Source organism: Pseudomaricurvus alkylphenolicus, assembly GCF_011683955.1.
GTDB classification, from domain to species: domain Bacteria; phylum Pseudomonadota; class Gammaproteobacteria; order Pseudomonadales; family Cellvibrionaceae; genus Pseudomaricurvus; species Pseudomaricurvus alkylphenolicus.
This window is the reverse complement of record NZ_JAAQPI010000008.1, coordinates 14,814-36,643: the sequence shown is the minus strand read 5'-3', so window position 1 is coordinate 36,643 and position 21,830 is coordinate 14,814. Positions and strand designations below refer to the sequence as shown.

Here is a 21,830-nt window from a genome sequence, read left to right as displayed (position 1 = left end):
GGGCATTCTCGCGGCTGATAGGTCTTCCGGGGTGGGACCTCGTGTTGGCTAAGGGGTTATTCTTGGCTGAGATTCGCGACCTGCTCTGCCAGTCGCTGCAACCGCTCCATGGGGTCGTCCAGCGACAGCAGATTGACCTTATCCGCCGCTGACAATGGCAGCAGCTGGCACAGCTGCCAACCGAGATCCCGGCTGCAGACTAAAGGTGGCAGCTTGAACGCCTGAACCGCTGGGTGCTGCTTGAGTTGCTGGCACAGCTCCTGTAAGCCCAAAAACTGCTCAGGCACCTCAATCTGTGGTTCATCCGCGAGCCATTGCACCCGGGCTCGCATAAGCTCATCGGGCTGCACCTCAGTACTCAGCAGACGAAACTTGCGTCCCCCTTCAATGGTGATGCCGAGAAGACCATTGGGGCGTTGTGTCCAATCGACAATGGTCGCCTCCACCCCCACCTGGAACACCTGGGCGGCTGGCCCGACTTCCCTGCCCTCCCGGATTTGCACTACGCCAAAACCCGTGCCATGGCGCAGACACTCGCTCACCAACGAGAGATAACGTTGCTCAAAAATCTGCAATTCCAGTCGCTGCTGTGGGAATAGCATATTCGACAGAGGGAAAAGCGGAATATTTTCTTCGGACATAATGGAATCCAGCGATGTTTGATCATTCCAACAAAGTGGTCACATGCTACCAGAGTTTGCTTCAGCTGGGATTCAGATTCAGGGGCGTAAGCTATCTCCATCATTGCGAAAACCGCACCTAATGAGACAAGGAGATAAGCGATGAACATTTCGCGTAAACTGCTGCCACTGCTGTTAATGGGATTGATCAGCGTCCCTGCGGTGGCGGGTCATAAATCCCAGCATCACAACCGCCACACCGACTTCGCCAAGGTGACGGAAGTGGAACCGATCTACAAAACCATTACCCATCGCATACCCGAACGCAGCTGCTGGACCGAAACCCGATACGTGCCCCGCCACTCCGGTGGCCACCACTATAAATCCCACACTCCTACCATTCTCGGCACCTTGATCGGGGGTGCCATCGGCAATGAGCTGGGCCACAGCAGCACCAACAAGAAAGTCGGTGCGGTGGTGGGCGGCGTCCTTGGCGCCAGCGTAGCCAGAGACTGGCAGCACAGCAAGCACCATCATGACAGTCGTCATCGCGAAGAAGTGGCGGTGGAAGAAGAGGTTTGCGAGGTCAAAGAGCGGGTGGAATACGAGGAACGACTGGTGGGATACCATGTTACTTATCGCTACCAGGGCAAAACCTACCACACCCGCATGGATGATCACCCCGGCAAACGCCTTAAGGTGGCGGTCAATGTGACCCCTGTCAGGAGGTAACCCGAGACCCCGGTCAGGAGGTAACCCGAGCCCCCTGTCAGGAGGCGCAGAGACGTGTAAATTAACGGTATGAGTCCGGTTCGACCGGGGGTATGATGCAGGGTAAGTTGATACAACCCGGGAGACCTGGACCATGAAACCAAGGTGGCTGCTAGCCCTGCTGCTGATCTTTCCCACCTTGGCATTGCCGCCGGGTGTCGCAGCCAAAGACCACCGCCCCGTCGCCAATAAGCAGCAACTGCATACCCAGGGGGCGCAAAACCCTCAGCAGGCCGCCGCCATGGCCCGCCGCCTGCACCCGGGCAAGGTGCTGGGCGTCAAACGCAAAAACAAACACTTTCAGGTCAAGATGCTGCACGAGGGCCGGGTGCGCTACATCAGCATCAAGGCCGAATAGCGGCCAGAAGAACTGCCCCCAGGGAAGAATGGAGACTCCATGCATATTCTGATCGTCGAAGACGAGAACCTCCTGCAACAACAGATTGCAGAACAAATGCTGGCGCTGGGGTATAGCGTCGAAAAAGCCTCAGATGGCCGCGAAGGCCTGTACTTTGGCGAGGAGTACCGCTTTGATCTCGCTATCATCGACCTGGGTTTGCCAGAAATCGACGGCATAGAACTGATACGTCGCCTGCGCGAGAACGACCGCAACTTTCCCGTTTTGATCCTGACTGCCCGGGGCGACTGGCAGGATAAGGTAGAAGGCCTGGAAGCCGGAGCTGATGATTACCTCACCAAGCCTTTCCACCAGGAAGAGCTGCGGGCCAGAGTGCAGGCGCTTTTGCGGCGCTCCGCCGGACAGGCCAGCAATCACTGGCAGTTTGGTCCTCTGCAGATCTTCTTTGAGGAAAAACAGGTACGCCTGAACGAGGCTCCCGTTGAATTGACCAGTTACGAGTTCAATACTCTGGAGTACCTCGCCCGACACCAGGGTAAAGTGATCTCCAAATCTGAACTCACAGAATATTTGTACGCACAGGATTTTGAGCGCGACAGCAACACCATTGAGGTGTTTGTCGGCCGGCTGCGTAAAAAGCTGGAAAACGGAGACAAGTTTATCCACACGGTGCGCGGTCAGGGCTATCGATTTGAGCACCGCCCCTGAACCGCAATCCTTCAGTGGCAGCCTGCGTGCCCTGAAATCTCTGCACGGTCGTTTTATTGCCGCCAGTCTGTTGTGTCTGCCGCTGTTTATCGGAGCCAGTGGCTACTTGCTGGAAGCGGCCTTCAAAGACAATTTGCTGGCCGCCGAGCAACAGCAATTGCAGAGCCAGTTTTATATCCTTTTGGGTGCGGCGGAATTGCAGGAGCAGGAGCCCCAACAGCCCTTATGGATGCCCGAGCAACTGCCCGAGCCCCGCTACTCGCTGGCAGACTCTGGGCTGTATGCGAGTATCCTGTTGTTTCGATCCAGTGATCAGGAAAGTACCGGCAGCGGGAGCCGGTTGATTTGGCAGTCGCCGTCGGCGGCGCTTTTGTCCACCCCGCTTCCCACCCAATCCTCACCGTTTAACGTTCTGTCCGCTGAAGCATTTGAGGAAGGCTTCCGGCAGCGGGGTGATTTTTTCGAGTTGAGCTTTGACCTGACCTGGGAAACCGCTGACGATGAACACCTGCCCCTGCGTTTTCTGATTCATCACCGCCGGGACGCCTTTCTCGCCCAGCTTAAGAGTTACCGACAACAGCTTTGGTATGGCCTCAGCATTCTCGCCATGGGCCTGTTGGTGGTGCAGGTTTTAATCATGCGCTGGGGTTTACAGCCCCTCAAACGCCTGGTGAGAGATTTGAGAAAATTGCCACAGCAGCCGGTGCGGCAACTACAGGGACAATACCCGTTGGAAATTGAACCGGTTACCGACAGTCTGAATCAGGTGCTGCACAATGAGCAACAACAGCGTGAACGCTATCGCAATACACTCAGCGATTTGGCCCACAGCCTCAAAACACCCCTGGCGATTGTTCGCGGCGAGATGACCCAGCCCAGCAATGACGGAGTGATTGACGAGCAGTTGCAGCGTATGGAGAGTATTATTCGTCACCAACTGCAGCGCGCCGTGTTACAGTCCGATCCGCAGATGCACAAGGCGCTGCCCCTGCGCCCCGTTGTCGAGCGGTTGTGCAACGCTATGGATAAGGTTTACCGGGATAAAGGCCTGCAATTTGATATTCAAATCCCCCAGCACCTCAGCTTCCCCATCGCCTCACAGGATCTGTTCGAGCTGCTTGGCAATCTGATTGAAAATGCCTGTAAGTATGGTCGCAAACAGATAGGCGTGAGTGCTGCATTGGAAGATCGTCAGCTATGCTTGCAGGTAAGCGATGACGGCGAGGGCGTGGCGCCCCCGCAGCGCCAGACAATTCTCCAGCGTGGCGCCCGAGCGGATACCGCCAGGCCGGGCCAGGGTATTGGACTGGCCGTCAGCACCGATATCGTCAGCGCCTACGGTGGCAGCTTATCCGTCGATGCCAGCGAACAGCTGGGAGGCGCGGAGTTCAGCGTCCGCCTCCCCCTCAACCACTGACCCCCACCGAACAATAGGTGATCACGCGCTGGCGTCCGCCTGAGCCTGCAGACGGTCACTGATCACTTGCGGCTTTCCCAATGGCTGCACCAGCAGAATCAGTCGGGGCAATAACGTCAGCGCCGCCAGAATCGCCGCCAACATGGCCGCGCCAGTGAGCAATCCGAAGTAAATGGTGGGTATAAATTTCGACAGGGACAAAATCGAAAAGCCCATAATAATAATCACGGAGGTATAGAACATAGCCCGGCCGATGGAGCCGTGGGAGCGATGCATGGCCGCCACATAATCACCATCAACCGCGAACTCCCGTCGGAAACGTGTCAGGTAGTGAATGGCGTTATCCACCCCGATGCCCACAGTGATGGCCGCGATGGTGATCGTCATCATATCCAGAGGCACACCGGCAATACCCATTCCGCCCAACACCACAGCCGCCGCCAGCAGATTGGGAATAATGGCGATCAATGCCAAGGGCAAGGAGCGGAACAGCACCATAAACATCAACATGATGCCGACAAATACCGCACCCAGTGTAACAATCTGGGAAGTGTAGAGGCTCTGCAGCATATTGTTATAGAGCAACAGCAGGCCGGAGAAATGCACTTGCTCTTGCTTGAATCCCAGTTCCTCTACCGCGTAGCGATGAATTTTTTCGAGCAGTTCCCCACGTCGCAGATTGGGGTCAGTCTCCATGGCACGCAGGGTGATCCGAGTCTGGTTGTCTGGCTCTGATAAGTAGGGGTCCACCAGCACGCTGTTGATTTCAGGCGGCAGAGCCTTTTTAACCAGGGCCAGCTCAAAGTCGTTCAACGGCGCATTATTCAGATCGCTGGCCACTTGATAAGCCGTGGCCAAAGACTGCACTTTGCCGATTTCGGGCAGGGAATCCAGGTAATCGTGCAGGCCTTTAATGTCTTCTATACCACCAACAGTAAACCAGTAGCTGCCCGACTGCGGATTTTGTTCTGAGAACGGATCGGCCTCTCCAAAGGGGTCTTCCTCGGCAAAGGGATCAGGTTCGGCGAAGGGGTCCGGCTCATCAAACGGATCGGCCTCGGCAAAGGGATCATCTTCACTGGCAACGCCGGTTTCCATTTGCAGCTCTTCCGGATCCACATCCAAGATGATATCGAGCGTGATGGTGCCACCGAGGTTTTTATCGATCACCGACATACCTCGATAGATTTCGGTACTGTCATGGAAGTAGTCAATAAACCGGTTTTCCACTTCCAATTGCCGTATCCCATAGGCGCTGAGCAGTGCGAGCGCAATGCTCAGCCACAAGACCAGGGCACGATTGTGTTCAGTAAAACGGGAAAACACGGTGGTGAAGGCGGCGGAATTGTCCCCCTTGTCCCTGGGTTGCCCTTTAGGCAACACCATCAATCCAGCCGGAATTACGATAAATGCCAGGCACAGAGCCACCCCCAGGCCAATGGTCATCATCCAGCCAAAATCGATCACCGGGCGAATGTCGCTCACCACCAGCGAAACAAAGGCCACCATACTGGTCAGGGTCGTATAGAGACACGGCCGCGCCATATAAGCGACGGTGCTCATCACCAGCTCTGCCTGAGGAGCCTCTGGTGTGGCCGCATGGAATTCCCGATACCTGACCACCAGATGGATAGTGATTGCGAGGGAAATAATCAACAGCAAGGCTACAAAATTCGATGAAATCACCGTCAGGCGCCAATCGATCCAACTGAGAAAACCCAGCATCAACAGTACCGCGGTCAAACAGGTCATGATCGGCAACACGACGAATCGCAGCTGGCGGAAAATGACGGCCATGATAACGATCATGAAAACAAGTACGCCTATGCCAAATACGCGCAGATCGCTGCGAATAAAGTCGATCATATCCGCGGTAATCATGGTGGCGCCGCCAACAAACAACTGGGCCCTGTCACGGTATTTTTCGACGATCTCCCTGACTTGCTGCACCCGCTGGTGACCGCGCGCCTCCGTCATGGTGCGATAATCCAGGAACTCCTGACTGACCCGTTCCAACTCCGCGTTTTCCGCTTCGCTCAGACCAACCTGGGTTCGTTTCAGACGCAGCGCATCGCGCTGGCGCACGAGTTTCAGATAATGCTCATCCACCTCCAGGTTCAACATCATGGCAGTGGTCTGACCATCCGGTCCCAGCAACATTTCCTGGTAAATGGGACTGTTCCAGAATTCCTGTTTGGCCGCGTCGCGATCTACACCCGGAGTCAGCAGCGTGCGCGGAGCGGTGATATCGCTAAGTGACAGCTTGGGGCTATACAACAGGGGGGCATCCAGCATCGAGAGGGTACTGACCACTCCCGGCACCTTCACCAGTTCGGCCCGCAACTGCTGCATTAATTGCAGTGAGGCATCCGAGAACAGGTCGTCGTGAGGCCGAAAGGTAACGATCAGAAAATCGCCGCTTTGGTAGCGCTGGCTGACCTCCCTGAAATAATCAAGATCAGTGTCATGTTCAAGAGTGAGGGAATCGGAGGAGGCATCCAGCTTAAAGTTTGGCAATCCCATTGCCATAAAGACAGCCAATACCAGAACTGCAAACAGAGCAAGTTTAGGGCGCTCTATGACCAGAGCTCGGTAGAGTGTAACCAGTGTTTCGAACATATCCTCGCCTTGAACAGACCTGTGCACACAAAATGGCGGCCCTCCCGGCCACACGGCGCAAGTGCGGCTATTATGGTGAAAAGTGGCAAGAATAGAAACTGGCGAATACAGACATCTTTTCGGACATCTCCTCAGGTTTTCCAGGCGTCAAACCACTGGGGTACTGGTTTAGCTCGCTTTCTACCAGTATCCGGAGGGTATTTAATGGGTCCGGCCAGCAGAAAAGACAAGGCCCCCCGTCCTCCCTCAAACAGCGCCACCACACCTGCGTTCATTAACACCAACAGCAAAATCACCAGTAGCAGCAGTAACAGCAGCTGCTTTTTACGCTTATTGGGCTCATCTTGCCCGGCCGGCTGCTCCGTGGCCTCGGTTGCCTGTGGCTGCCAGACCTGAGTAGGCATAGCGTCATTAAAGCCCTCAAGGCTTTGCAGCACCTCCTCCATGGAACCAGGGCGGCTCTGGGGATTCTGGGACAGCATCGCCTGCAGCAACCTGCGCATGCCCACCGGCAGTCGTTTAAAGGCCCGACCAACCGCCAGCTTACCCTCGTGGTAGCGAGGCAAGCCGCCCACAAGCAACCGATAGAAAATAACACCGCAGGCGTAGATATCGCTTCGCACCGAAGGCGGCTCCTGCGGCAACGGATACCACCCAGAGCGCTCGTTCAAGGCCTGGACCTGGGCTGACTGTGCTCGGTGAGAGGGCCAGCCAAAGTCACTCAGCTTGATGATATCGCTCTGATCGAACAGCACATTGCAGGGCCTCAGGTTGCCATGCACCACGTTGTTACGGTGAGCAAACGCCAACCCCAAGCCAATCTGGCGTGCCAGGGGCAGCATCTCATCAAGCGTGTAAACGCGACTCAGCCGCTCCTGCAGATTACCCCCGGCGGCGTGATCCATCACCGTAATAAAGGCGTTCTCGCTCTTGGACACCCCGTGCAATTTGATAAGGTTGGGATGCTGAAGTCCCGCCAGGCGCCGCCCCATGGTGTAGCCACCATGTTCGCGGGTGGCTTTCTTCACCACATAGCGCCGTCGGCTTTTCTGCTCACTAAACAGATAAATCGCCTCGTGCGCCGTTTCACGCCAGATATCGAGCAGCTCAAAGTGCTTTTTACCCAGGGCAGCCTGGGCGCGGGCGGCCTGGTGACTGTCGAGATGAGCTCCGTGCAAAAGCTCCAACAGACTGTCGCAGACCTCTTCGGCCCGTTGAGGGCGCTGCTGCGGGCGCGGCGCCAGGCAGCTGAGTGTGAGCTTGTCGAGCGAAGGTGTCACTTCCGGGTTGATACTGGACGGCGCGCACACCCCTTCACTGGGCAATCGCCCTGTGAGCAGCTGAAACAGGATAACGCCGAGGGAATAGATATCGCTGCTGGCCGTAGCGCTGGTCACCGAGTGCTTGGTTTCGGGGGCCATATAGGCCTCAGTTCCCATTATCGATTTGGTCTGGGTCGGATCATCTGCATAGAGGAGTGCGATACCGAAGTCGACAACACGGACGTGCCAATCCCGGTCCACAATGACATTGGCGGGTTTGATATCGCGGTGCACCACCCCGTTGCGGTGTGCACAGGCAAGGGCCCGGGCGATTTGCAGGACGATCTCCAGCTTGCGGGTCAGCCCCAACTGACCGTCTCTCATTACTCGCGCCAGATCCACGCCATCTACATATTCCATGATAAAAAATGGGGTGCCCTGCTCACTCAGGCCCCGGTCGATCACGGGAATGATGTTTGGATGGGAGAGGCCTGCAATGATCACCGCTTCACGCTCAAATGACTGGCGCACCTCGGTGTGATCCTGCATCTGTGAGTTCAAAACCTTGATCGCCACGGGACGCTGCAGGGACAACTGCTGCCCCTGATAGACCGTGGCCATGCCCCCCTCACCGATTTTGCGAGTGAATTCGTAACCGGGTAATGCTATCTGCAAGGTGTTTGGTTCTCCGTAAGTGCGAAAGTTGGCCTTAAGCTCGCTGTTGGCAACACAGTACCTGTGTTGATCCTGCCTTTAATGTAGCATTCCTGGCAACCCCCTCCACCACTGGAGCTCTCGCGGTGCTTTTCTGTATACTGCCGCAAATAGTGTATTCCACTCAATCACGACAGGACAGCGACAGGCACACGCTTACATGCTGAAGATTCAGTTCAAGGACCGGCGACAGAATCCAATCTGGATCATCGAGAAACGCTATACCATTGGTAGCGCCGAAGACAACCACTTGGTAGTGGAGCAACTGGACGCCCACCACGCCCGCCTGTTAACCAAGAATAACCAGCTGTTTTTAAAGGACAATAACAGTCGCGAGGGCTGCTATGTCAACGACCAGAGAATTACCGAAAAACAACTGTTGCCCGGGGACACCATACGCCTGGGCACTCTGGAGCTGGAAATTCTCGACCCCCGTGAATCCCTGACCCAGGCAGTTCTGGAGGACAACGCCATTCCCCAGCGCTGGTCGTTGGTGGCTGACAGCAGCTGGCTTTCCGGTCAGGAGTTTGAGATTCCGCCGCGCAGTGCCATCATCGGCCGCGGCAGCCAATGCGATATCATTATCCCCGGCACCCACATGTCGCGTCAGCATGCTCAGCTGACCGTTAAGGGCAATATGCTGCACGTGCGCGATCTGGCTTCGTCCAACGGCACCTACATCAATGAAGAGCGCGTTGAGGAGGGGATTGCCCGACCCGGGGATCGTCTGCGATTGGATGTCTACAGCTTCCGCCTGATCGGACCCGAAAAAGACGCCAACAAAACGCAGATTCGACGCGCCGTTGCAGCTCCCACCGTAGCCAGAAAAACCGTAAGCGACGAACCCAAACAATGGATAACCAAGCCCACCTCGCCGGGCAATCGCATCGAGCCCGAAACTCCGCGCGGCTCCCAGTGGATGTTGGCCCTGAGCCTCGCACTCTGCGTTGCCATTGTCGGGGTTCTGGCTTACGTGTTTATCTGAGTTTTATTGCGCCAGATAGGACTTCTGCAACATTTCCAAATCTGCGCCATTCAATCCCAGGGCGTCCCGAAGATACCCGCCAACAGAACCATAACGGCTGTCAACGCCTTCAAAAAACGCCTCAATATTGTCTTGGTGGACCCCGCAATAGGGTTCGAGCCAGCTGCGTTCCCAGTGTTTGATCTCGGCGTTGCGCAGATGCTGCTCCACAACGCCCAATAAGCGTTCGCTGTCGAAATGCTCCCGCGTCAGCATGTAGTCTTCGACAACCACTTCGCGAGAAACACCAAGGGCAGAGAGAATCAAGGCTGCTGCGATGCCGGTTCGGTCCTTGCCGGCAGAGCAGTGAAACAAGCTGGCGCGTTCACGGTTTTGCACCAGGCTGGTGAACAGCCGACGATAGTGGGGAGCGACATCGTCGATACACTCACGATAAGAGCCCACCACCAGGTCATGGGCCGTTTCGGCACTCAGCTGGTGGGTGGTGATGAACTCCCAGAATTTGGACATGCTTCCGACAAACATTTCGTAGTCGGCGTAGACGGTTGCCCTCAACGCCTGGCTGGGTGTGCGCTCCTGCTCTTCGCGACGACGAAAATCGTGCACTTGGGAAACATCCAGGTGGGCCAAGGCATCAATATCCCGGGATGTCAGATCGCCCAAGTGACCACAGCGGAACAATTTGCGCCAGCGAACTTCCCGGCCATCCTCAGTTTTGTAGCCGCCAAGATCACGAAAATTGACTCCCCCCTCCAGGGGCACAACCCGGGACGGCTGTTCTAACTCTTCAAACATAACCAACTATCTCTTACAGCTTTTTGTCACGCGCTCATTCTTCTCCCCAGCGGGGCATGATGTCCTGGGGTATTTGGCACTGATCCAGAATCCTGCCCACCACGAAATCCACCAAGTCTTCGATGGTTCGCGGCTGGTGGTAAAAGCCGGGACTGGCCGGGATGACCACCGCGCCCAGACGAGTTAATTTGAGCATATTCTCCAGATGAATTTCAGAATAGGGTGCCTCACGTGGTACCAGGATCAGCGGGCGCCGCTCCTTCAGAGCCACATCAGCCGCTCGTTCGATCAGGTTATTGCTGGCTCCGCAGCTGATTGCCGAGAGCGTCCCACCGCTTGCCGGGCAGATCACCATTTTTGCCGGTGAACTGGAGCCCGAGGCCACCGGGGAAAACCAGTCCTCCCGCCCCAACAGGGTCAGCTGCCCGGGTTGTGCACCGTAGGTCGCCTCCAGCATGGCCTGTTGATCTTCCAACTCTTCCGGCAGCGTCATATGAGTCTCAGTAGCAATCACTACCTCAGCCGCCCGGGAAATCATCAGGTAGACTCGGCAATCGGCCGCCAACAAACACTGCAGCAGCCGCAAACCATACTGGGCTCCGGAAGCACCCGTAATGGCCAGAGAAATGGTATGCGGAAATTCAGCCATGATGTGCCCCTTTATCGGCTCGGCTTCTTAACGCCTGCAGCAGTTTTTGGTGTACTCCTCCAAAACCGCCATTGGACATGATAACGATATGGGCGACACTCTCGCTCCCTCGATCGCTCGACCCAAGGCAAGCGCTTAGCAGCTGCTCCATATCGCCCAGAACCTGAGCGGGCACGGGGGACTGTTCTTGCAAGTAGCCAAGATCCCAATTGACACCGGGAGGTTGATACCAGATCACCTGATCCGCTGCTGCCGTAGACTGAGCCAGGGTTTCTCGATGAATGCCCATCCGCATGGTATTGGACCTTGGTTCAATCAAGGCCAGGATAGGTTCTTCGCCCACCTTTGCCCGCAACCCCTCCAGAGTGGTGGCGATGGCAGTGGGATGATGGGCAAAATCATCGTATACCTTAATACCGCCCACCGAACCGAGACATTCCATCCTCCGCTTCACACCTTCAAAGGCGCAAAGCGCCTGCACCGACAGCTCCGGAATCACCCCCACGTTGCGAGCTGCCGCTACTGCCGCCAGTGCGTTACAGACATTATGGAGGCCGGTGTGCCCCCAGCTCACTTCCCCGGCAGATTGTCCCCGATGCAGGATTTCAAATCCCGAACCATCGTCGCTGCTGAGCCGTGCCTGCCAAGTGGTGTCCTGGGCGCATTGTCCCTCAATGCCGAGGGTTTCCTGGGGTGTCCAACAGCCTCGCTCCAGTGTTGCTGCAATCGCTTTATCGCCTTGGGGACAGACAACCAGGCCGTTGCCGGGCACCGTCCGCACCACGTGATGAAATTGCGTTTGAATGGCCGCAAGATCGGGAAATATATCTGCGTGATCATACTCCATATTATTGATGATCAGGGTGCGCGGTCGGTAATGCACAAACTTCGAGCGTTTATCGAAAAATGCACTGTCGTATTCATCGGCTTCTACCACAAAGAACGGGCTGCCACCCAGACGCGCCGAGGTGTCGAAGTTTTTGGGAACGCCTCCAATCAGATAACCGGGTTCCATGTCCGCAAATTCCAGCACCCAGGTCAGCATACTGGCCGTCGTGGTTTTACCGTGGGTACCGGACACCGCCAATACCCATTTATCCTGCAGCAGATAATCACACAGCCACTGAGGCCCCGAAGTATAGGCCAGCCCACGGTCCAGGACTTCCTCCACCACAGGGTTGCCGCGACTCATGGCATTGCCGATTACCACCAGATCCGGTTGCGGCTTTAATTGGGCAACGTCGAAGCCCTCAATAAGGTCGATCCCCGCCGCCTGCAGTTGAGTGCTCATGGGAGGATAAACATTGGCATCAGAGCCTGTGACCCTGTGACCCAGGGACTTGGCCAGCTGGGCCAGACTGCCCATAAAGGTGCCGCAGATCCCAAGAATATGAATGTGCATAGAGAAGAACAATGACTGGATTTGGCTCCAGCTTATCACGGCCGGGGAGAAGCCCGCTATTGCAGAGCGCTGCAGGGCAACTTTCTTCACCGAAGCGGTGAATTTTCGACCAGACTGGCGTATGATGCGCGCCTTTTACGAGACAAGGTTTTCCATCCAATGGCCAAAAAGAATGCGTTTTACGCCCAATCCGGTGGCGTCACCGCTGTGATTAATGCCTCGGCTTGTGGCGTCATCGAAACCGCCCGGCAACACAAGAAGCACATCGGCAAAGTATTCGCCGGCCACAATGGCATTGTCGGTGCCCTGCGCGAGGAGCTGATCGACACTAGTAAAGAAAGCGCCAAAACAATCGCCGCACTGAAACACACACCTTCTGGCGCGTTTGGGTCCTGCCGCTATAAGCTCAAGAGCCTGGAGCAAAACCGAGCCGAGTATGAACGCCTGATCGAAGTGTTTAAAGCCCACAACATTGGTTACTTTTTCTACAACGGCGGCGGCGACTCTGCCGACACCTGCCTGAAAATCTCCCAGCTGTCAGAAACTATGGGTTACCCCATCCAGGCTATTCACGTGCCCAAGACTGTGGATAATGATCTGCCCTTGACGGATAACTGCCCGGGCTTTGGTTCGGTAGCAAAGTATGTGGCGGTATCCATCAAAGAAGCGGCTATGGATGTAGCGTCCATGTGCGACAGCTCTACCAAGGTGTTTATCCTCGAGGTGATGGGACGTCATGCAGGCTGGATTGCCGGCGCCGGTGGCCTGGCCGCGGAGAGTGAAGGCGAAGCGCCACACATTATTCTGTTCCCGGAAGTGGCCTTTAACCAGGAGAAGTTTCTCCGCAAGGTGAAATCCACCGTTCGCAAACACGGCTTCTGCGCCATAGTGGCATCCGAGGGTGCTCGGTACAAAGACGGACGCTTCCTGGCAGACTCCGGCAGTGTAGACGCCTTCGGCCACACTCAACTGGGTGGCGTGGCGCCCACACTTGCCAACATGATCAAGAGCGAGCTGGGCTACAAGTACCACTGGGCACTCGCGGATTATCTACAGAGAGCGGCTCGCCATATTGCCTCCGGCACCGACGTGGAACAGGCCTACGCCGTTGGCCAGGCCGCCGTGGAAATGGCGCTGGCGGGCAAGAACGCAGTTATGCCCGCGATTGTTCGGGGTAAAGGTAAACGCTACAGCTGGAGCATCGAAGAAGCACCGCTTGAACAGATCGCCAACGTCGAGAAGATGATGCCCCGCGACTATATCTCCCGAGACGGATTTGGTATTACCGAAAAAGGCCGGGCTTACTTTGAACCTCTGATCCAGGGTGAAGACTACCCTCCTTATAAGAACGGCATTCCGCAATACGCACGCTTGAAAAAAGTGATGGCGGAAAAGAAGCTGAAAAAGAATTTTCGGGTGTAATTCCACACCATGGGCATGGTGATATGCGTTTCGTCTATAATGGGGAAAACCTGTTAGACGGAAGGCCTCCATGCGCCCGCTTACTTTCACTATTTTTTTCTTCTGGCTGCTGTGTTGCACCTCTGTAGCAGACGACAAAATCCTGAAGGTGGGCGCCTTCGACTGGCCAACAAAGAGTGAGGCTGGAGGCGGCGGTGCCTACTTCGATTTGCTAAAGCGCATATATGAGCCCCACGGTTACCGCATTGAGCCCAGCAGCATGGGTATTGATGAGGCACTGGGGTCACTCTACCGCGGCAACATCGACCTTATGTTGGCCGAGTGGCATCCCCGCCACCTGCAGCAGGACGCTTCCATCCAGGCCAAATTGCTGACCGCGCCCTTCTTTCCTATTGATACCGAGTATGTCGTGGTCCTCATGCCGCACAAGAGTTCCTACCACTGGGAAGAGCTGCTTGCTGACGCCGGGATGCGCCTGGCCTGGGTCGAAGGCTACGATTACCACCAATATCTGGACTTGCGCCAACACACCTTCGATACCGTCGACAGCAGCTGGAAGGGAATCCGCATGGTGAGTTCAGGCAAGCTGGATGCCTTTATCGATGACCTTGACGATGTCCGTATCGCCATGATGCGGCCGGGAGCTCGGGAACTGAAGTTTCGTCGAGAGGTGATTTTGGTGCGTAATCTCTACCCCCTATTTCAGAACAAGGCATCCGGTCACGCCCTCAGTGAGCTTTACGATGAAGGGTTGGAGGCCTTAATCAGCAACGGCGAAGTTCATGATATCTACCGTCGGCATGATCTGAACTGGGAGCGAGTGAAGTTTCTGCGCCCGCATCTCTACTAGCTTTTGTGCCGATGTGCCATTAAACGCCAAATACCGCTATGATGAGAGCGGATTGCGGCCGGCATCACACCGGGACCATTGACCTCGGGCCCTGCGGCGCGCAAAGTGGATACACATGGTCACACCTGTCGAGAGGACGCCTATGGACGCACACGCGATCACCCTGGCGCACAGCCACGAGTTTGCGATTACATCGTTACTGGAACTCGGGCACCCCCATATCGCCGGTATTACCATCACCTCCCCGGACCAATGGGAGCAACACCGCGCTGAGGTGATCCTGCTGGACCACCATTTGCTCCAACACCACTCGCTGGCCAGCTGGTCCGAGTTACCCTGCACACTGGTGTTGCCAGAATCCCTCTGCGGCGGCGAAGTTGCTGAGCAGAACCACAAACAAACCATAGTGCTGCCGCGGGGCGCCGATCCCCAACTGACCCTGAAAGCCATTGGATTTGCCGCCGAACACACCCGTCTGAGACAACAAAATGCATCTCTCAACCGACAGCTGAAGAATAAAGGCGAGGGACTGGAGCGATTGGTCGAAGTAGGCATAGCACTTTCCGGCGAATCGGATCTTGAACAATTACTGGAAAAAATACTTGCTGAAGGGCAGCGCCTGCTGGATTGCGACGCTGCCTCACTATTCTTAATTGACCACAGTGAAGAACCCGCCAGCCTGTTGTTTAAGCTTACACGCAACGCCTCCATTGACGTCCCCTTCAAAGAACATCGGATGCCGATGGATAAATCCTCGATTGCCGGCTATAGCGCCATTACCGGGGAAACCCTGAAAATCGATGACGCTTATACACTGGATGACGATCTGCCCTATCAGTTTAACCGCTCTTTTGATCTGGCCATGGGCTATCGCACCGTAAATATGGCGGTGCTGCCCATGATCGACCAGCAACAGAAAATCGTAGGTGTGCTGGAATTTATCAATCGTAAACGCGAAGCCGACAGCAAATTAACCATCCCGGCCCTGACAGAATCCATGGTCTACCCGTTTGATCAGGAGGCCTTGTCCCTGTTGCAGGCGCTGGCCAGCCAGGCCGCCGTCGCGATTGAGAATCGACGCCTGCTCAATGATGTCCATAACCTGTTTGACGGTTTTGTGCAGGCGTCAGTGTTCGCGATCGAACAAAGGGACCCAACCACCAGTGGTCATTCTTTCCGAGTGGCAGACTTGTGCGAGTCGGTGGCGGCCAGCTTTGACGCTTCTGGTGAATTCAAACACATTCGCTTTCGGGAGGAACAGATTCGCGAGCTGCGCTTTGCCGCATTGCTCCATGATTTTGGCAAAGTCGGCGTGCGGGAGCATGTACTCACCAAAGCCAAAAAGCTCTCGACCGCGGGCTGCGAGATGCTGCGCTATCGGGTGGCACTGGCGAAATCCAAACTCCACAATCAGTCATTGGAACAGCTGTTAAACCTGGCCATCTCCAAACATGGTCTGACACCGGAGCTGCGCAGTCAGATTGAACGCGAGCGGGATACTGAGTGTGGTCAGCTGGATGAATATCTGGAAGCCATTCTGACCGCCAACGAACCTACCATGCTGGCCGAAGGCACATTTGAACACCTCGAACGTATCAAGGCTCATCTGGTTCAAGACTGTCATGGCAATCTGCGGGGGCTGATCAGCGAAGAAGAGTTCCAGGCACTCAGCATCCCCAAGGGCAGCCTCAGTACCGCAGAACGCAAGGAAATCGAGTCACATGTGAATCACACCATCGATTTCCTGCGGTTGATTCCATGGACAGATTCGCTCAAACATGTACCCTTAATCGCCGGTGCTCACCACGAAAAACTGGATGGCAAGGGTTATCCCAATCAATTACCCGCCGAGCAGATTCCTTTCCAGTCCCGCATCATGACTGTGTGTGACATCTACGATGCGCTGACGGCCTCTGACCGCCCCTACAAACCCGCCATGCCCAGAGAGCGAGCACTGTCCATTCTTGAATTTGAGGCCAAAGACGGAATGCTGGACTCACAGGTGGTACGAGTGTTTATCGAAGCCCAATGCTTCCTGGCCGTGGAGGGGAAACGATATGGCTTTACCCCTCCGGCACCCGCATCAGAATACCAACATCACGTTTGTGACTACGATTTGCATCTGGACCACAAGCATTAGACCTCGCTACTTCGGTGCCACGGCACCGGAATCGGGTCGCCGCGGATCCGCCGCCCCATAAAACAGGCCGTTCTGCCAGAGAATCGATTGAGCGCTCCCCATAGTGCGTACCCGCTGCACTTCATGTCCTTTTTGCGTCAATAACGTCTGAGTATCGACACTGAATCCCGGCTCCATAAACAGTTTGTCGGGTTGCCACTGGTGATGAAACCGCGGCGTATGCACTGCCTCAGCCACGTTCAATCCGTGGTCCATAACGTTGACCAACACCTGTAAGACTGTGGTTATGATACGACTCCCGCCAGGACTCCCAGTGACCAGGAACGGTTTGCCATCCTTGAACACCATCGTAGGGGTCATAGAGCTCAAAGGGCGTTTTTTCGGCTGTATACTGTTGGCTTCGGCGCCTATTAGCCCGTAGGCATTGGGCGCACCCGGCTTGGCGGAGAAATCGTCCATTTCATTGTTGAGCAAGATCCCGGTACCCGGCACGGTGATCCCTGAACCAAAGGAGAAATTCAAGGTGTAAGTATTTGAGACCGCATTGCCATCGGCGTCCATAACAGAGTAATGCGTAGTATCACGACTTTCGTCCGACCCCTTAAGGCCCGGAGAAATTTGCGCAGAGGGTGTGGCCCGATCCCCATGAATGCGCCTGGCAATGGCCTGACCATAACCCTTGGCAATCAGCTCCTTGACCGGTACGTCCACAAAGTCGGGGTCTCCCAGATATTTGCTGCGGTCTGCGTAGGCCCACTTCATGGCCTCGACCATCCAATGGATGGAACGGCTGCTGCCGACACCGGCCTCTTCCATGGGGAAGGTTTCCAGCGTATTGAGCATCTGTAATAGATGTACACCGCCGGAGCTGGGCGGCGGCATTGAGACCACCCCCAAACCGCGATAATTCCCCGCCACCGGTTGACGCTCCACCACGCGGTAGGCCAGAAGATCTTCACGGGTGATCAGGCCACCCGCACGCTCCATTTCCGCAACGATTTTGTCAGCGATTTTGCCCCGGTAAAAAGCGCTCTCTCCATATCGCTGGATTTGTCGTAATGACCAAGCCAAATCTTTTTGCCGTAGCACCTCCCCTGCGGCATAGCTGTTGCCATCGGGCTTGTAATAGGCTTTCAGCGTCGCCGGATTGCGTTTGAGGTGTTTGTACGCCGCCAGCTTGTCCGCGAGATCATGTGTGACTGCAAACCCTTTGTCGGCAAGTTTGATGGCAGGTGCCATGACCTGCTTCAATTTCAACTTGCCATAGCGCTGTTGAGCATGCACCAGACCGGCAACGGTTCCCGGAACACCGGCGGCAGAATGGCTGAAACGAACGCGGTTTTTATCCACTGCGCCCTCGGCATTGAGGAACATATCCCGATGCGCGGCAGCAGGGGCCATCTCGCGATAGTCCAGTGCCAGGGTTTTGTTTTCTTCGGCCAGGTGGACCAGCATAAATCCGCCGCCTCCGAGGTTTCCGGCCCTTGGCAGCACCACCGCCAGAGAGAAGCCAACAGCGACCGCAGCGTCCACCGCATTGCCTCCCTGCTCCAGGATTTCCGCACCGACCTGCGAGGCAAGATGATGCTGTGAAACCACCATGCCCTGCTCACCAATCAGCGGATGGTGAATGCTGTCATAGCGGATAATGGGTGCCGTGTCTGCAAGAGTCCAATTGGCCAGCATCCAGCAAAGCCAGAACACGCACGCTTTCATCACATTGTTTTGCATATATTTCCCCATGCAATCAGGCAAGATCCGGTTGATCGTCTCCCCGGTTAATGCCATGGTTCGTATTAACCCGGCCATGTTAGCACTTTCAACGGATTTCGCATTGGTGAGCCCCACTAAAGACTCAGCGCACTGTCTTGACAAAATGCCCTCACTGTCGATCGCCAGCGGCGTTTTGCGGGTATTGACGGTTCTTGCCGGGCTTGCTCTGTCAGGTTGTGAAGAGCACTCTCTCGCTACAATGTCGGCCGCGTTCGATAGTGACCGCTATCGGGTTCAGGTCAGTGACAGTCAGTTCTCAGTATATGATCACCAGCGGGGAATATTGATCTGGAACAGCTCCATGAATCAACTGCTGCAGGCACATCGAACTGATTTGCGATTCACAGAGTCCCACGGCTCATACCAACATCAGATCACGGTTCATGAAACCTGCACTCAGCCCCTCATCGACAAAGCGGAATCCCAACGCCATTCGCTTCTCATTGCCGGAAATTTCGACAGCCCGGGCGAGTGCAGCGCGCTGCGTTTTGCGATACGGATATCGGTCAATCAGGACGGATTGAGAATAATTGCGTCCACTTCCAATCCGCAGTTCAACCATTTGAGCCTAGGCTTTTCCGCACCATCGGACGAAATAATAATGGGCTTTGGCGCCCAGACCAGCCGACTCAACTTCAAGTCTGAGCGGGTTCCCGTATGGGTACAGGAACAGGGGGTTGGTCGCGGCCGTGAACCCCTTTCGACTTTGGTAAACAGCCAGGCACAGGGCGCAGCCGGTCACGAGCTGAGCAGCTATATGCCCCTGCCTCAATTCCTTAGCAGCCACCGCTACAGCATTGCCCTGGAAAACCCTGAGTTTTCCGAGTTCGACTTCCTGCAACCTGACAATACACAAATCCATGCATACTCACCGGTGCTCAGGTTGCGCTTCACCAGTTGCGAACGACTGCTCGACTGCATTACCAGCAATGCCCGTATCAATGGTCCGATGCGAAGATTGCCGGAGTGGATTCACAATGGAGCAGTGGTTGCCCTGCAGGGTGGCGGTCAACGAGTCATGGAGATTTACGATCAACTAAAAGCCGCCAACACCCCTATCAGCGCCCTGTGGATCCAGGACTGGGTGGGACAACGCATCACGCTGAACGGCCATGGGCGCCAGCTGTGGTGGCACTGGGAACGGGATCAGGATCTCTATCCGGACTGGCACAACATGGTCAACCGCCTCAACCGAGACGGCGTTCGCATTATGGGCTACTTCAACCCTTTTTTGGTGGACACCTCGGAGCACCTCAGCAGACAAAGAAACCTATACCAGGAAGCCAAATCCCAGGGATTCCTTATACGCGATGCCCAAGGCGACATTTATCAAGTCAAGAACACCGACTTTAGTGCCTCGCTGGTGGATTTAAGCAACCCTAAAGCCTTTAACTGGCTTAAGTCCGTCATCAAGGAACAAGTGAGCGTCAATCAGTTTTCCGGCTGGATGGCGGATTTTGGTGAAGCCTTTCCGACAGATGTGGAGCTTCACAGTGGTCAGGATGCTCTCTCTTTCCACAACCAGTTCCCCCAGGAATGGGCGCGGCTTAATGCAGAGGTTGTGCGCGAACTGGGTTTGCGCGGAGACGCCGTGTTCTTTATGCGCTCCGGTTTCACTCGCAGCCCCGCAATCACTCCCCTTTTCTGGCTCGGTGACCAAAACACTAGCTGGGATATACACGACGGCTTACAGAGCGCAGTGGTTGGCCTTATCAACAGCGGCCTCAGTGGAATGACGTTAAATCACGCGGACATTGGTGGCTACACTTCCATTCGCCAGCAAATTCCGCAACTGGCGGCGTGGGTGATGCCTGACGAGTTTGTCGAGCGAAGCATCCCCGGTGCAAACGGTATACCTTCTCCGGCGTTTTCGCTACATCGCAGAAGCAACCTGCTGAAACGATGGATTGAGGTCAGTGCCTTCACGCCTGTTTTTCGCAGCCACGAGGGCCTGTCTCCAGGTATCAACGTACAGGTTTATGACCAGGAAGTGCGCGATCATTTCGCGAAATTTGCTCAACTGCACAAAGCTCTGTTCCCCTACCGCCGCACCCTAATCGATGAAGCCAGCGTTCGCGGCTGGCCACTGGTGCGTCATCCTCTGCTGCATTTTCCGGAGCAGACGGTTTTTGAACAAATGGCTCCCCACGAACTGCAGTTTATGCTCGGTGACAGCATCATGGTTGCGCCGATGCTGACCCCTCGTAACGAGAAAGTATCAAGGCGTGTATTCCTGCCACCCGGCACCTGGATTGACCTGTGGAGCGGTGAATCCATCAGCGTCTACGACCAGGCAGTCACCCTGAGGAGAACACCCGAAATGGGTCAGCCACCGGTATTTCTCCTCGATAACGACGCCAGCTCGCAGCTGATTGTTCCATCATTGCGTGATGCGGGTATGTTGGAGCAATGGCCGTCAGCACCTGCCTCCCCCTGAAGGCGATATACACACTCAAATTTGAGTTTCAAGACACGATGTCGCCAATATCACTGGCATTTCGGTCGCGCAAGACCTCTACCGCCAACCCAGTCACACTTTTTCTGGAACCCTGTCACAGAACGAGCCAATTGACTGGTGCAATTATTCAATTCAGGCATAATGATTAGAATGTAGACAAAATAAACAGTTGGCGCGTATTGCAACATTTTCGCCCTGCGATTAGACTGGGCCAACTTACAGAATTTGAAGCATAGCTAAATCAGAATAATCCGGTTCAAAGAGTGGAAAGTATGAAAAAGTTCATCAAGACCCCCCTGATAGCCCTGGGATTGGGCCTAGCACTTCCCTTTGCAGGCGCCCAAGCCGAGTCCAAGAACGATGCACAGGACGCCCTCAATGCACTGAACGCCAGTGTTGCCAGCGCTGAGCTCACACTTTCCGTGGTAGAGGCTGAACATGCCATTCGCGGCGTACAGGCCCAGGCGGCCGTTAATATGCTGGCCGCCAGCATTGCCGGCGCCGAGCTGAGCATCGCCTTGGCAGATGCGGGCGATGCCATTCGCTTTGGCCAGGGTCAGGAAGCCATCAATATGCTGGCTGCCAGCGTTGCCAGTGCCGAGGTCAGCATTGCATTGGCCAGTGCCAGCGAAACCATTAATGGCGTCAGCGACATGCAAATGCTGGCCGAATTAGACCAGGTTTTGGACGGTAAAGATGCCGACACAGCTAATGACCTGATCATGGCTGTTGTTGCCGAGCGCCCGATGTTGGCCGCTGCGGTACAGGATATGGCGGTTGGCGCCGGCTACGATGAAGCCATGGTCGCCTCCTCAGTGTTTGCCGGCCTGGGTGATCTGCCGGCGACCGCTGCAGGCCACTAAAACTGCGCATAAACTCTGGCCTGC

At 55.5% G+C, this 21,830-nt stretch carries 17 protein-coding genes; 10 read left to right on the top strand and 7 right to left on the bottom strand.

Annotated features, from left to right (window positions below):
• Positions 1-56: 56 nt before the first annotated feature.
• A complete protein-coding gene (locus HBA55_RS19570; RefSeq protein WP_166994950.1) occupies positions 57-641 on the bottom strand; it encodes an LON peptidase substrate-binding domain-containing protein in 585 nt (194 codons plus the stop codon).
• 141 nt (positions 642-782) lie between these two features.
• Here HBA55_RS19570 and HBA55_RS19565 point away from each other — a divergent pair, with 141 nt between their 5' ends.
• The 4 genes from HBA55_RS19565 to HBA55_RS19550 all read left to right on the top strand — a co-directional run bounded on the left by HBA55_RS19565 (position 783) and on the right by HBA55_RS19550 (position 3,874).
• The gene (locus HBA55_RS19565; RefSeq protein WP_166994948.1) at positions 783-1,352 is read left to right on the top strand and encodes a glycine zipper 2TM domain-containing protein; all 570 of its coding nucleotides are present in this window, start codon (positions 783-785) and stop codon (positions 1,350-1,352) included.
• 133 nt (positions 1,353-1,485) lie between these two features.
• Entirely contained in the window at positions 1,486-1,749 is a 264-nt protein-coding gene (locus HBA55_RS19560; protein WP_166994946.1) for a hypothetical protein, read from the top strand.
• A gap of 39 nt (positions 1,750-1,788) precedes the next feature.
• Positions 1,789-2,457: a response regulator transcription factor gene (locus tag HBA55_RS19555; RefSeq protein WP_166994944.1), complete on the top strand. Its 669-nt coding sequence runs from the start codon at positions 1,789-1,791 to the stop codon at positions 2,455-2,457.
• Complete coding sequence (locus tag HBA55_RS19550; protein WP_166994942.1) at positions 2,441-3,874, top strand: ATP-binding protein; 1,434 nt, start codon at positions 2,441-2,443, stop codon at positions 3,872-3,874. Before HBA55_RS19555 ends, HBA55_RS19550 begins: the two co-directional genes overlap by 17 nt.
• Positions 3,875-3,895: 21 nt before the next feature.
• On the opposite strand, the gene HBA55_RS19545 is transcribed toward HBA55_RS19550, so the two are convergent.
• On the bottom strand, positions 3,896-6,493 hold the full coding sequence (locus HBA55_RS19545) for an efflux RND transporter permease subunit (protein WP_166994940.1): 2,598 nt from the start codon (positions 6,491-6,493) through the stop codon (positions 3,896-3,898).
• A 131-nt stretch (positions 6,494-6,624) separates the two neighbouring features.
• Positions 6,625-8,430: a protein kinase domain-containing protein gene (locus tag HBA55_RS19540; protein WP_166994938.1), complete on the bottom strand. Its 1,806-nt coding sequence runs from the start codon at positions 8,428-8,430 to the stop codon at positions 6,625-6,627.
• A 199-nt stretch (positions 8,431-8,629) separates the two neighbouring features.
• Here HBA55_RS19540 and HBA55_RS19535 point away from each other — a divergent pair, with 199 nt between their 5' ends.
• Complete coding sequence (locus HBA55_RS19535) at positions 8,630-9,454, top strand: FHA domain-containing protein (protein WP_166994936.1); 825 nt, start codon at positions 8,630-8,632, stop codon at positions 9,452-9,454.
• A gap of 3 nt (positions 9,455-9,457) precedes the next feature.
• Here HBA55_RS19535 and HBA55_RS19530 read toward each other — a convergent pair whose 3' ends face one another.
• From HBA55_RS19530 to mpl, 3 genes are read right to left on the bottom strand one after another with little or no spacing between them, the layout of a single operon-like run.
• Positions 9,458-10,249 (bottom strand): tyrosine-protein phosphatase, encoded by a 792-nt coding sequence (locus HBA55_RS19530; RefSeq protein ID WP_166994934.1) that lies wholly within the window; start codon positions 10,247-10,249, stop codon positions 9,458-9,460.
• 34 nt (positions 10,250-10,283) lie between these two features.
• Positions 10,284-10,898 (bottom strand): flavin prenyltransferase UbiX, encoded by a 615-nt coding sequence (locus tag HBA55_RS19525; RefSeq protein WP_166994932.1) that lies wholly within the window; start codon positions 10,896-10,898, stop codon positions 10,284-10,286.
• Entirely contained in the window at positions 10,891-12,300 is a 1,410-nt protein-coding gene (gene mpl, locus HBA55_RS19520) for a UDP-N-acetylmuramate:L-alanyl-gamma-D-glutamyl-meso-diaminopimelate ligase (protein ID WP_166995525.1), read from the bottom strand. Before mpl ends, HBA55_RS19525 begins: the two co-directional genes overlap by 8 nt.
• A 159-nt stretch (positions 12,301-12,459) precedes the next feature.
• Between mpl and HBA55_RS19515 the strand changes: the two genes are divergently transcribed.
• From HBA55_RS19515 to HBA55_RS19505, 3 genes are all read left to right on the top strand, one after another.
• Complete coding sequence (locus tag HBA55_RS19515; RefSeq protein WP_166994930.1) at positions 12,460-13,722, top strand: 6-phosphofructokinase; 1,263 nt, start codon at positions 12,460-12,462, stop codon at positions 13,720-13,722.
• A gap of 70 nt (positions 13,723-13,792) precedes the next feature.
• Entirely contained in the window at positions 13,793-14,572 is a 780-nt protein-coding gene (locus HBA55_RS19510; RefSeq protein ID WP_166994928.1) for a substrate-binding periplasmic protein, read from the top strand.
• A 142-nt stretch (positions 14,573-14,714) separates the two neighbouring features.
• Positions 14,715-16,712: an HD family phosphohydrolase gene (locus tag HBA55_RS19505; RefSeq protein ID WP_166994926.1), complete on the top strand. Its 1,998-nt coding sequence runs from the start codon at positions 14,715-14,717 to the stop codon at positions 16,710-16,712.
• Positions 16,713-16,718: 6 nt separating this feature from the next.
• Here the strand turns inward: HBA55_RS19505 and ggt are convergent, their stop codons facing one another.
• A complete protein-coding gene (ggt, locus tag HBA55_RS19500) occupies positions 16,719-18,443 on the bottom strand; it encodes a gamma-glutamyltransferase (protein WP_240946179.1) in 1,725 nt (574 codons plus the stop codon).
• A gap of 10 nt (positions 18,444-18,453) precedes the next feature.
• Between ggt and HBA55_RS19495 the strand changes: the two genes are divergently transcribed.
• Positions 18,454-20,922 (top strand): alpha-glucosidase, encoded by a 2,469-nt coding sequence (locus tag HBA55_RS19495; RefSeq protein ID WP_166994922.1) that lies wholly within the window; start codon positions 18,454-18,456, stop codon positions 20,920-20,922.
• Between the two features lie 293 nt (positions 20,923-21,215).
• On the top strand, positions 21,216-21,806 hold the full coding sequence (locus tag HBA55_RS19490; protein WP_166994920.1) for a hypothetical protein: 591 nt from the start codon (positions 21,216-21,218) through the stop codon (positions 21,804-21,806).
• Positions 21,807-21,830 lie beyond the last annotated feature (24 nt).